Origin of the sequence: Arthrobacter wenxiniae (assembly GCF_013376105.1) — a bacterium.
Lineage (GTDB): Bacteria > Actinomycetota > Actinomycetes > Actinomycetales > Micrococcaceae > Specibacter > Specibacter wenxiniae.
Window position 1 is genome coordinate 82381 of the sequence record NZ_JAAMFM010000008.1, and the last position, 11391, is coordinate 93771.

General features: G+C 72.1%; 9 protein-coding genes. All 9 read right to left on the bottom strand.

Going from position 1 to position 11391, the window contains the following annotated elements; genetic code table 11:
* The 9 genes from G6034_RS07840 to G6034_RS07880 all read right to left on the bottom strand — a co-directional run bounded on the left by G6034_RS07840 (position 1) and on the right by G6034_RS07880 (position 11356).
* Positions 1–2262: a hypothetical protein gene (locus tag G6034_RS07840; RefSeq protein WP_176634546.1), complete on the bottom strand. Its 2262-nt coding sequence runs from the start codon at positions 2260–2262 to the stop codon at positions 1–3.
* A complete protein-coding gene (locus G6034_RS07845; protein ID WP_176634547.1) occupies positions 2259–5282 on the bottom strand; it encodes a putative baseplate assembly protein in 3024 nt (1007 codons plus the stop codon). The genes G6034_RS07840 and G6034_RS07845 overlap by 4 nt, the downstream gene beginning before the upstream one ends.
* A 143-nt stretch (positions 5283–5425) precedes the next feature.
* Entirely contained in the window at positions 5426–8044 is a 2619-nt protein-coding gene (locus tag G6034_RS07850) for a putative baseplate assembly protein (RefSeq protein ID WP_176634548.1), read from the bottom strand.
* Positions 8041–8403, bottom strand: coding sequence for a GPW/gp25 family protein (locus tag G6034_RS07855; protein ID WP_176634549.1), 363 nt, complete (start codon positions 8401–8403; stop codon positions 8041–8043). Before G6034_RS07855 ends, G6034_RS07850 begins: the two co-directional genes overlap by 4 nt.
* Before the next feature lie 8 nt (positions 8404–8411).
* Positions 8412–8735 (bottom strand): hypothetical protein, encoded by a 324-nt coding sequence (locus tag G6034_RS07860; protein ID WP_176634550.1) that lies wholly within the window; start codon positions 8733–8735, stop codon positions 8412–8414.
* A 24-nt stretch (positions 8736–8759) separates the two neighbouring features.
* Positions 8760–9266, bottom strand: coding sequence for a phage baseplate assembly protein V (locus G6034_RS07865; RefSeq protein ID WP_176634551.1), 507 nt, complete (start codon positions 9264–9266; stop codon positions 8760–8762).
* On the bottom strand, positions 9263–10390 hold the full coding sequence (locus tag G6034_RS07870; protein ID WP_176634552.1) for a hypothetical protein: 1128 nt from the start codon (positions 10388–10390) through the stop codon (positions 9263–9265). Before G6034_RS07870 ends, G6034_RS07865 begins: the two co-directional genes overlap by 4 nt.
* Complete coding sequence (locus tag G6034_RS07875; RefSeq protein ID WP_176634553.1) at positions 10383–10703, bottom strand: LysM peptidoglycan-binding domain-containing protein; 321 nt, start codon at positions 10701–10703, stop codon at positions 10383–10385. The genes G6034_RS07870 and G6034_RS07875 overlap by 8 nt, the downstream gene beginning before the upstream one ends.
* Positions 10704–10705: 2 nt before the next feature.
* Complete coding sequence (locus G6034_RS07880) at positions 10706–11356, bottom strand: hypothetical protein (RefSeq protein ID WP_176634554.1); 651 nt, start codon at positions 11354–11356, stop codon at positions 10706–10708.
* Between the last annotated feature and the right edge of the window lie 35 nt (positions 11357–11391).

The following is an 11391-nucleotide window of genomic DNA, read 5'->3' on the forward strand; positions in this document are numbered from 1 at the left end:
CTATCTGGTGTAAAAGATGCCGGCGGAATAGCTGGCGACGGTGTATTCATCCAGCCGTGCGTGCAGGTTGGCGGCACGCTGGGGCTGGAAGAGCTCGTGGAAGGCGCCCATCTCGGATTCATCGGAGGCGCCGCGCACAATTTCCGCGGCCGTGCCCGGGGCCAGCCGCCCGTACACCGGGTTGCCGTAGCGCCGGCTTTCCAGCGCGGGGCGGACCCGCAGGGCCTCCCGGTCCTCCGCCGCGGCTGCTGCGGCCGGGTCCGGCGCCGGTGCCAGGGCGGCAGCCTCCCGCACCAGGTCCGGCTGGCAGTGGTAGCGGCGCGGCGTCCCGGATCCGGGCGGGACGTAGCAAAAGCGCAGGCAGCCGAGCTGGCGGCGGTCCGCCAGAAGCGTGCCGAGGAAGATGGTGTCCTCCCCCAGCGTGACGGCGTGGGCCAGCACGTCGCCGATCACGGTGCAGCGCTGCACGCACAGGGCGCTGAACGCCGTGCCGCCCCCCTCGTCTCCCAGCACGATGCCGCACGGATCGGTGGCATCCCAGAGGGAGTCGGCGAGCGCCAGCACGGGGGCCTGGCCGTTGTCCGGGTCGCGGCGCACCTGCACGGGACCCAGGATGCTGCGGGTGATCCGCACCGCGGCACGCGTACCGTCCAGGAGGATGCTGGGCTCCTCGGGGCGCTGCGGTTCGCAGTCGCAGTCCAGGTTCCAGCCAGGCACCAGTGTGCAGTGGCGGATGGACACGTCGCACAGATCGCCGCCGCCGGTGGGGTCCTCGCCGTCGCTTGCGGCGCGGCGGGCGGCCGGTCCGTTGACCACCAGCCCGCGGCCAACCACCAGCAGCCCGTCCAGCACGAAGCGGGCGGCCGCCCCGCCGGTGACGCTGAGGGGGTCGGGCTGGTCCACCCGGTAGTCCAGGAGCCGCAGGACGGGCCGGGCACCGTTGGCCGCCCGCAGTTGCAGGTACTCGCCGGGGACAAGGACGAATTCGAAGCGTTCCTCGTAGGCGCGGCTGTCCATGATCTCCAGCACGGCGGACTTGGCGCCCGGCGCCGGGTCCGCCGCGTCGCGGTCGGTGCACCATTGGCTGTAGGCGGCGGACACCGTGGCATATTCGCCGGCCAGCCGCCCCTCCTTGCGCACCCGGTAGACGCCCGCGCCGTCCGGCTGGGCGGTGGGGCGCGGATATTCGCCGCCGCCCAGCTCCATGCTGAAGCCGTAGTGGTAGTCCACCGTCACCCCGCGGGGCAGCTGGCCGGCGGGGAACACGAGCCGGCCGCGTTCGGGATCGACCAGGACCTTGGTGCGGGGTGCCTTGTAGGCGTGCCAGTCGGAAAGGTTGGCCGGGATGACGTCTGCAGGGTCCAGCACCAGCCGGGCCTGTCCCCGCCATCCCCACGCCGTGACGGAGATGCTGCGGCCGGGCCCGAAGTACGACGCCGACGCCCTGGCCTTGGGCGGGCGGCGGCTCTCCACCTGCTCGAGTTCCCGGCGGCCGATGGCCCTGGGCAGGCGCAATTCCGGGCGGAGTGCGTCGGCCGAGCCGCGGTCCACGGGCTGGGTGAACAGGGGGGTGTCATGGCCCAGCACGCTGAAGGTGAAGCACTGGCTGCCTTCCTTTTCCACACAGCATGCGGGGGCGTCGGTGAGACCGTAGGAGGACAGGGGCGCCACGAAGAGGCCGATCGAGGGAATGTTGTGCCGGCCGCGGGTGCGGTGGGAGCCGGGACGCCGGACATCGACGGAATGTGCCGTGGCGTCGTCGGGGCCGCCGAGCCTGGCCAGGGCACGGCCGTCGCGCAGGGACGCCGTCCCGCCGCGGTCCACGTGCTGGTGGTTGAGCTGCTGGTTCCAGCCCAGCAGCGTGAAGAACTCGGCGGCGTGGGCCTGCCAGCCCGAGGTGTCCAGGGCCAGCTGTTCCAGGACGGCCAGGGTTCCCTTCCGCCGCCTGAAGTTCACGGCGTGGGCCGCCTCGCGCCGGGGTGCCAGGATCCTGTTGCGGGCGGCACTGGACGCCCCGGCCCCGGGCAGGCCGGCGTCGTGCACGGGCTGGTAGCCCACCAGCTCCCCCAGGTAGGGGACGGCCCAGTCCTCGGCCGTCTCGATGAAGAAGTTCCCGTAGAGCGTGGCCATGTTTTGCTCAATCAGGGCGCCCTGTTCGTCCATGACGGCCAGCAGCTCACGCAGCGGGTATCCCTGCTCGGCATCGCGGATGCGGTAGATGACGGGCAGGAGGTTGTACAGGTAGTCTGCCGGCCGGTTCATGGGCGCACCTCGTTCAGGATCAGGCTGTCCGGGACAGCGGCTTGGAACCAGGCCAGCTGGGCGGGCAGGGCCGTGCCGCCCTCCACCCGGTCAGGGGCCACGCGGATGCGGCGGGGCGGCTGCGTGCCGGGATCATCGCCCGCCTGCCGGGGCGAATTCGGCGTGGGTCCCGCGGCCAGGTCCGCGACGCCGGCCGTGAGCTCCGATGCCTGGAGCGTGCGGAGGATGTCCAGGTCCACGTAGTCCACGCCCGGCACGGCGGCCATGGCGGCGATGACGGCGCTGGTGGGCACGTCCCGGCCCAGCGCCATGGCGTCGAAGCCATGGGTCCGGAGCAACGCGGACCGCAGGGCGGGCTCCACGAGGGTCCAGTCGTGGTCGGCAGCCACTTTCACGTTGGCGCTGAGCACCAGGGCCAGCGCCTCGCGCGCCACCAGGTTGACGCGCAGCTGGGGGTCTCCGTAAAGGATGAGGGCGCTGCGGAGGTTGCGGAACAGGTCCGATCCGGCATCGATGGGGACATCGCCCAAACCGGCAATCGTCACCTGAAGCAGGGCCGAGCCTCCGGCGTACAGGAGGGCGGAGCTTGCCTTGCCGATCCCGGCGAAGGTGGCGGCGAAGTCCGCATAGTCCCCTACGGACACCAGCCGGTCCAGGGCCGTGACGGAGCGCGGGGCGTTGCTGCGGGTCAGTTCGGAGGGCTCGGGGTCGGCCCCGCCGGAGGTCCGCAGCGGGTTGGTGACGGCGGTAACTCCGAGGGGGCGCGTGGCCAGCTGGCTGATCTGCCCGGGCCGGACATTGCCCGGCGTCCCGATGCCGCTGCGGTACCAGGCCCGGACGTTGTCCGTTCCGGTGGGCAGCCGCTGGCCGTGCGGCGGATTGCCGAACGTGATGGTGGTGGTGCCCGTGGGCGCGGTGGTGGTGAAGAATCCGCGCCGGGGTCCGGACAGGTAGCCCAGGGACGGTGCTTCCGGCCACTGCACGCCGTTGACGCGGACCACCAGGGTGCTCGCGACCCCGGCGGGCGTGGGCGCGGCCAGATACGTCAGGGGCGCCTGCTTGAGGGTGAACTGCTGCAGTGGCAGTGCGGCGTTGCCGGCGCCGAGGACTTCCTGCCGCGTTTCGCCGTGCGTGGCATGGACAACGTTGCCAAAAACGCTCACCGTGTCCCGTTGGTAGGTGTACGCCAGCGGCCGGGCAAACGTCAGGAAGGTGTGGCGTTCCTCCCCCGCCAGGATGCCCCCGTCGCCGCTTTGGCCCGTGTGGACGACGGCGGCCAGCATGAGCAGCTCGGCGCCCTGGATGCCGGCCGCCGCCAGATCCGTCCGCACCCCTGTCACGATGACCCAACGCCCTGCGGTCAGCCCGTCGTAGAGCCCGTCGAGTTCGAGTTCCCTGCCGCCGACGTCGTCGGTGATGGGTTCCTGGGCCAGCTCCAGGGCTTCCTGCCCGGCGTAGGCGGTGGAGGCCCGCAGCGTGCCCATGGTGTCGGGCCCGTCGGGGAAGTCCCGGCCCCTCGGCTTCCACCAGGCATCGGAGAGGACCAAGGTGGTGGCGGGAGCCGACAGCCCGTAGGCGAGCCGGGAGCCGGTGCGGACGGTCTTGATCACGGTCAGTTCGGCGGTGAAGCTGCCCGGATCCGTGTCGGAGGCGTGCTGCATCACCACGTACTGGCCGGCCTGGAGCAATGCCTGCGCACCGTCCAGGTACGCGACATTGGCGTGTTCGTCGAGGGCCAGGGCCCAGTCGGAGGTGGGTGGGACATAGACGCCGCCCTTGAACGAGCCGGGGACCGGGGCGTTGTGGCCAAACAGGGGGCAGCGTTGGCGCAGGGCCTGCACGCTCAGCGTGGTGGAGCTGCTGATGCGCTCCGCGGTCAGTGCCGGGAACAGGGTGGGTGCCAGGTTGGCGTACAGGCCGGACAGCAGCTGGGGGTAGACCTCGCCGGCGCCGGCGAACGTGGCCGTGTAGGAGCGTTCCAGCTTTTGCGCGTTGGCCGGGGGCACGGACGCGGGACGCAGCAGGCCCGCCACCAGGGCGTCCACGGGGTTCTCCTCGCGGCCGCCGGCGCGAAATGCCGTCCACGCCGGTGTCCGTCCCGCCGGCCCGGCCACAGGCCGCGGTCCGCCCGGACCGGGGCCCGGACTAAAGGCCGCGATGGGGGCAAGGATGGCGTGGGCCGCCTCCAGTGCGGGTATCAGCCGGGCGTAGCCCCTGTCCCTGGCCGCGGCCAGTTCCCGGACCAGCGCGGGCAAGGCGTTTGCGCCGGCCTGGCGGGCCAGTTCGGCGGCCGGCACGGTGCCCGCGAGCCGCTCCAGCTGGTCGAGCAGGAGGCTTACCCGTTGGGCGGTGGCGGTCCCGGCGGCCGCGTCCATGGCGGCCCTGGCTGCGGCGAGCGCGTGCCGTTGGGCGGCCGCGCCGAAGCTGCCGCCCTGCCAGTCCGCCAGCTCCACCCGGGTCAGCTGCGCAACGGGGTCTTCGGTGACGGTTTTGACCCGCACGGCCTGGACCGTCCCGGCGCCCAGGTCCAGCACGAGGGGGTCGTTGGGTGCCAGCTTGGTGGCCGTGCCGGCCAGGTACAGGCCGTCGGCGATGACCGAGGCCGCCGTCTGGGCACGGGCCATGCGGGGGCGCAGCTGGTTCCAGGCGGATCGTGCCGGGAGGTCGTCGCTGCTTTCAAATGCCTGCATGGTCTCCCCCGGGCCGGGGATGCTGTTGGCCCGGGACCCGGCCGGAATGAGGACCTCGGGCGTGTTGGGGTCCACCGTGTACGCGAGGTACGCGGTGGCCGCGACGCCGGGGCGGGGCCGCCACCCGACCAGTGCGGCCAGTTCCCGCACCGAGCGTTGTTCCGTGGCGGAGCGCAGGTAGCCTTCGTTGCAGAGCCGCTCCTGGTAGAAGGTGAGCACGTCCCCGGCCGTGGCCCAGGCATCCAGCATGGCCATGGACGCGTCGCCGGGGTCCCGGGTGCGCAGCGCGGCCAGCGGCGCGTGGGCGGCGCTGGAGAGCCTGGCGGTCATGGCGGCCAGGAAGCTTGGCCGGGACCCCACCCGGTAGGACAATGGTGCCTGTCCCGGCGGGTTGGACGTAGCTGCCGGGGTGGCCGCGGAGCCGCCGCATCCGCAATCACCGCACCCGACGCACCCGCCTGCTGGCGAATTGTTCACAGCCCGCCTCCCAACGTCAATGTGAGCTTCCCGTGGTCCGGGAAGTCCGGGGAGTTGTCCAACCGCACGATTTCCAGCGGCCCCACGGCCAGCACGCCGGTTTCCAGCTCATGGTTGGCCGCCTTCCCCTGCCGCTGCAGCCGCGTCACGACGACGCTTTCGACGCCGGGCACGGACTGGGCGGCTGCCACCAGGGCCGAAGCGTAGAGGCCGCCGCCAAAGGTGAGCCGGTCCGGGTGGAAGAAGCCAGGCGCCCCGTTGCCGGCGTCGCCGCTGCCCAGCACGCGCAGCAGCCGCGCCCTGACATCCCCCCGGACATGGTGCGGGAGCACGCACACGGACAGTTCGACGTCGACGGGCACGTAGTCGGCCGCCGCGACGGCGAGGTCGTGCCCCATGCGCCGGCAGGGGGCCAGACCGGCGCGGGTGTCGGCGAGCAGTTGCGCCGTGGGTTGTTCGCTCCCCCAGGGATCCACGCCCACCCTGGCCTCGTACCAGCTTCCCGTCCAGGCCAGCTGGGCGGCCGCCCGTTGCAGGCCGGGTTGCGTTCCGGCAAGTTCGGCGTAGTCCTCCGCCGTGATGGCCCGCAGCCGCCTGCGGCGGAACTCGTCGGGCGCTAGCAGCCGGGCCTCGGCCACGGGTTCGGGTTCGGTGCCGCCCGCGGCGGCCAGCGGATTCCGCGGCCTGACGCTTGCCCCGCTCCAGGACGCGTTCCGCAGCACCAGGAAGGCGATGCTGTCCCGGCCCACATTCCCCGCCGCCCCGTTGCCCACCCGGTAGCGTGCCGTCCCCACCAGCCCGGCGGCCGGCTGTTGCCCCAGGGCGCCGTCGCCAAACCGCAGGCAGGCGCGGCCGCCGTCGTCGATCTCCGCCACGAACACCCGGTCCAGGGGTCCGCTGTCCAGCAGGGTCCGCCGCGGCTCCCACAGCGTTGGGGCGCCCGTGGCGGGGTCCGTGAAGGAAAGCTCGACGGCGGGCAGCGCCCGCCGCGGGTCCCGGACCAGGACGTTGGCGGCCGGGCCCGGCACCACGGTGTCGGAGTGTGTGAGCGGGCCCCGGGCAAGGGTGGGGGTGATGACCGCGGCGATGCGGGTTTCCTCCACCGCGGCCCCGTCGCAGGAGCACCCGCCGGTGACCAGCAGCGTGGGGACGGGGTCCCAGGGCGGGTCTGCCACGGTCCGGCCGTGGTCCACGAGCACCGCGTTGCCGCGCGCCACGGAGATGCCCTCCACCGGCGTGCAGTCCGGGGCCGGGGTGCGGGTGGACAGGCACAGGGCGAACGTGAGCGCGTCGGCGGCGGCCCATGCGACGTCCACAAGCCAGCCGTCGTCGGCCGGCGGTGTCACCGCGGTCAGCCGCACGGCCTGGCGGTGGCGGGGGTCGGCGTCGGCGGGGTCGCCCGTGGCGGGCCCGCGGACCTCTTCGAAGATCAGCACGTCGCCCGCCGCGAGCTGCAGCGGCTGCCCGGGGATGGGGGCGCCCCAATGGGCCGGCGGCGGCGACTCCGGGTTGGCCTGCCGCCAAAGGGCCTTGTCCACCAGGGTGGCGTGCGTGGCACCCCTGGGCAGGGCGCACTCCTGTCCGCCACCCGTGTCCAGCGCGATTTCGCTGTGCGCGGCCCGGAACACCAGGCCCGTGGCGGTGGCGTCGGCGGGTTCAAACACGCTGTAGCCGCCGGCGGGCAGCTGCGCCAGGGCATCGTCCGTGAGGACGGTGCCCGGCGCCGCGGCCAGGTCCGGAAAGCCCGTGATGAAGTAGGCGTCGGCGGCGTCCACGGGAGGGGTGTCCCGGTCCGTCCACACGGTCAGCCAGGCGCGCGCGTTCAGGCCCTCGTGGAGGTAGTAGTCCACCAGGCGCACGTGGCGGCGCACCGAGATCCGCCGCCGCGCCGTGCGCAGGTATGCCTCGGTCGCGACGGCGTCCTGGTAGTAGCTCAGCTCGTCCGCGGCGTAGGCCATCGCCTCCACCAGGGCGATCCCGACGTCGGCCGCGTGGCGTTCCCGCCACGCCGGCAGGGTGGTGGCGAGCCTGTCCAGCAGGAGTGTGCGGAAGCTTTCGTAGTCCTTGGCGAGGTAGTCGATGGAGGTGTCCGGCGGTGCGCCGGCCGGAGTGTCGCAGGCGGGCACGCAGTCGATGCCGGTGGGGCAGGCGGCCTTGAAGCTGAAGCAGGCGGCGGAGAAGGAGGGGTTGAATCCGGGCAGGGCGCCCCACCCCCCGTCCGGTGCGGGGACGCCCAGGCTGAGGGTGTAGGTGGAGAAGTCCCCGCGCCGGTCCACCGTGACGGCCAGCGCGGTGCCGGCCGGGTCCGCGCCGGAGTCGTCGCCCGGGGCGGCGCCGTCGCCGGCTGCAAGCACGTACAGGCCCGTCGCCGCGATCCCGGTCACGGCGTCGCCGCCGGTGATGCGGACGTTCGCGGTCCGAAGGCCATCCGACGTGCCGCCCGCTACGGCGGGCACGGCACCCATGAAATACACGAAGAGGGTCAGCTGGTCGTCGGAGACCTCCACGTAATCGACCGCGTTCAGTTGCGCCCGGTTGGCAAAGGCCGCCGCCCGGGCCACGTCCGTGCCGCAGCGGGAGGCGCACCGGGCGCCGCAGGGCGTTCCGCAGCTCATGGCGCACCCCCTGCCGTAAAGGTTTCCGTGCGGACATCGCCGCTGCCGGCCAGCCGGTAGCTGATGTCCACGCTGATGGTCGAATCGGTGCTGTCCACGGCCAGGGACTGCACGTCCACGACGTCCCCGAGCCACCGCTGCAGCCCGGCCTGGACGGTGAACTGCAGGGCGGCGGCCAGTTCGGGGCTGTTGGGGCCGAAGACCAGCTGCTGCAGGCCGCTGCCGAAGTCAGGCCGGTTGACCCGCTCGCCGGGGTTCGTGAACAGGAACTGTTCGATCATGTCGCGCACGTGGCCGGCGTCGTCGGTGCCCGCCGTGCGGCCCTTTTCGTCAAAGTGCCACGGGTAGTCGATGTTCATGGTGTCCCTCACATCCCCGTGGCCCGCAGCTGGAAGGCGACGGGCAGCAGCGGCGTGGCCGTGGGTGCGCACAGCGCCTGGCTGTCGGCCAGCAGCAGCGGCACGCCGCCGGAGAGCAGGCGGGTGGCAGCGGTCGTCCAGGTGGCGGTGGCGCAGGGGCCGTTTCCGGCCGACGGCGGCGGCATGGGGCAGCCGGCCACGGTCCAGGGCGGTGTCATGGTCACGGTGGGCTGCCCGCCCACCGTGACGCGCGGGTTGGGCGTGGTGGGCTGCGCCTGGCCGCCGTGCGCGCACAGCACCGTGGCGCCCACGTGGAGCAGTGGTCCCGGCATGGTGTTCCCCTTTCGTTCCGGCCCTCAGGTGACGGCCAGCGCCCCGTTGTTGATGGTCACCGTGGGCCCGGCCAGCACTATCGTGGCCGCCCCGTTGGTGATGGTGATGCCCGTTTCGTTGACCAGGATGGCCGCCCCGCCGGCGCTCTTGATCTGGATGCCGCCGGCGGGCCCGGGCAGGTCGCTGATGGTGATGGAGTTCCCGAGCCCGCTTTGGAGCACGATGCTGGGGCTGAGCGGGTTGCCGGCGAGCGCAATCGTGGGCACCTCGGCGGCGCTGCCCCAGAACCCGCCCGTCCAGATCGGGTAGTCCAGGTCCCCCTGTTCGTACTCGATCCAGACGGCCGATCCGATGGCCGGGACCACGAACACGCCCGACTGCCTGCCCGTGAACGGCACGCACGGCATGGCCCACGTGGTGGGGATGACGTTGGTGGCGCTGGGGACGATCGCCTGGATGCGGCCCATCTGCTGCGGGTCCACGTTTTGCACCACGGTGCCGCGGAATTTGCCGAAGTAGTCCCCGCTCATGCCGCCACCGCCGATACCGTCGAGATGAGCCCGTTGCGGCTGAGCGTGAATTTCTGCGTGAACTCGCCGCGCTTGATCGAGTGCCGCACCCCGGAGACGTAGTAGAGGCCGTCAAAGGCCATCCCGGCGCCGCGCACGCCCACCAGCTGGCGTGGGGACAGCAGCCGCCCGTAGCGCAGCACGTCCAGGGAGCCGGTGCCCTCCACCGTGTCCGCCGTGTTCGCCGCGGTGGCGATCCCGACCATGATGGCCTGGGCCGGGGTGTACTTGGCCGTGTCCCTCAGCGGCAGCGTGTTCGACGGCGGCGGGTTCACGAGTCCCAGCGGCGGGTTCAGCGGGGTGATGGGCGGGATGGGGATGACGAGGGGGATGTGGGTTTGTTCGTTTTGGATGAAGACCAGCGGCAGGACGGACTTTTGCGGCTTGTAGCTGAAGGTGATCGAGACCGCGTTGGTGAAGGCGTCCATGTCCAGGTTCAGGGCGGGCTGCGGGGTGCCCACCTTGATCCGCGGCCCCCAGTAGGCCGTGCTGGTGCCGGGGAGGGGGCCGGGCGAAAGGTAAAACACGTAGCCCACCTTCGTGGCCAGTGCCGTGATGTATTTCAGGTCCGTGCCCTGCTGGGCGGGGATCTTCTCCGTGGGGATGGGCACGTCGAGCATGATGCTCGGCACGATCAGCGGCAGCACGCCCAGGGCGGCGTACTTGGCCAGCACCAGGGCCACGGCCGCCTCGGCGGGCATGGCCGGGAACGGCAGCCCGGTCAGGTCCAGCTTGTCCATGAGCTTGGTCAGGTCCTCCCCCGTGACCTGCAGGATCGAGTGTGCCGCGTCGCTGCCGGGCAGCACCTGGACCTGGGTCACGACGCCGTCGGCCAGCACCGTCACGGAGCCGTTGAGGGTGGCGGTGAGCACCACCCGCACGATCGGGAAGGGGGATCCGCCGGCGACCAGGAAAAGGGTGGGGAGCACGGAGTTGTTGCTCATGGTGAACTGGAGCGTGAAGGCCCCGGGGCCGGTGTCCCCCGCCGTGACCTCGACGCTCGTGAGCGCCTCGATGACGTCCCCGGGGACCGGAACCGCGATGGCCGGGCCCACCATGAGCCCCAGCTGCAGCGAGCTAGACATGGGGCACCCCCGGGACGCCTTCGGGCTGGGCGATGCGCAACGTGGTCCCAGGCTCCCCGGTGAGCTCGCGCGGGAGCATGGCCCGGTTGGCGTCGGCCACCCGCCACCACAGTTCCGGGTCCCCCAGCGCCGCGGCGGCAATGTTGTCCAGCCGGTCCCCGGCCACCACCACGTGGCTGCCGGTCCCCGCCAGGTTTTCCGGGTGCGGGAGGAAGCGGCGGGCCAGGTAGGCAATGGCCTGCCCATCCGGCGTGGTCCACGTCCGGGATTCCGTGGCTGCGTAGCGGCTGTTGGCGGCAAAGTTGGCGGCCATGGCTAGATCCCCCTGATTCCGAGCGTGTCCAGCGTGGCCTGCGGGCTGCCGGCGGCGAACTGTTCCTTTTGCGCCAGGTAGCTCATGAACAGGCTGCCCGCGCGGTGGTCGAATCCGGTGTCGTCGACGGTGAGCACGCGCAGCCCCAGGCTGACCTTGGCCTGGATGGGGTTGAGGTTGACGTCGAACGCCTCCTCGGTGATGGAGAATTCGGTGATGCGCACGGGGACCACCCGGTTCCTGCTCCACACGAAGAGCGGCAGCGGCGCCTCCATGGGCAGGATTTCCAACGTGCCGGCCTGTTGCAGGGCGTTGTTGGCGAGCAGTTGGGCGCTGGTGGGATACACCATGGTTTCCAGGGCGGCCAGCTGCGGGAAGATCCCCGAGGCGGTGGCCGGGCCGGTGCCGAGCTCCAGCTGGTCGACGGCGTCGATGTCCGCCTCCAGCTTGATCGTCTCGGTGGGCGGGCCCTTGATGCGCAGCACCTCGGAGCGGTCCGGGGTGTCCGTGCCGGCGCCGTGCACGGCCAGGGTGCGGGTCAGGGTGGCCGGGTTGTATTGCAGCGCGATGATGCGCACGACGGCGGCCGTGACCGGGTCGATCAGCACGATCCCGCCGCGGACCAGCCGGGGGGCGATGGGCGGGGAACTCATGGCTGGTGCCTGCCGTTCTCCTGGAGGGCTGCCGC

Excerpts from the sequence above, each read along its gene's own strand:
- G6034_RS07870 (WP_176634552.1), bottom strand. The coding sequence starts at position 10,390 with ATGTCTAGCTCGCTGCAGCTGGGGCTCATGGTGGGCCCGGCCATCGCG.
- G6034_RS07840 (WP_176634546.1), bottom strand. The coding sequence starts at position 2,262 with ATGAACCGGCCGGCAGACTACCTGTACAACCTCCTGCCCGTCATCTAC.
- G6034_RS07855 (WP_176634549.1), bottom strand. The coding sequence starts at position 8,403 with ATGAACATCGACTACCCGTGGCACTTTGACGAAAAGGGCCGCACGGCG.
- G6034_RS07860 (WP_176634550.1), bottom strand. The coding sequence starts at position 8,735 with ATGCCGGGACCACTGCTCCACGTGGGCGCCACGGTGCTGTGCGCGCAC.
- G6034_RS07850 (WP_176634548.1), bottom strand. The coding sequence starts at position 8,044 with ATGAGCTGCGGAACGCCCTGCGGCGCCCGGTGCGCCTCCCGCTGCGGC.
- G6034_RS07865 (WP_176634551.1), bottom strand. The coding sequence starts at position 9,266 with ATGAGCGGGGACTACTTCGGCAAATTCCGCGGCACCGTGGTGCAAAAC.
- G6034_RS07845 (WP_176634547.1), bottom strand. The coding sequence starts at position 5,282 with ATGACCGCCAGGCTCTCCAGCGCCGCCCACGCGCCGCTGGCCGCGCTG.
- G6034_RS07875 (WP_176634553.1), bottom strand. The coding sequence starts at position 10,703 with ATGGCCGCCAACTTTGCCGCCAACAGCCGCTACGCAGCCACGGAATCC.
- G6034_RS07880 (WP_176634554.1), bottom strand. The coding sequence starts at position 11,356 with ATGAGTTCCCCGCCCATCGCCCCCCGGCTGGTCCGCGGCGGGATCGTG.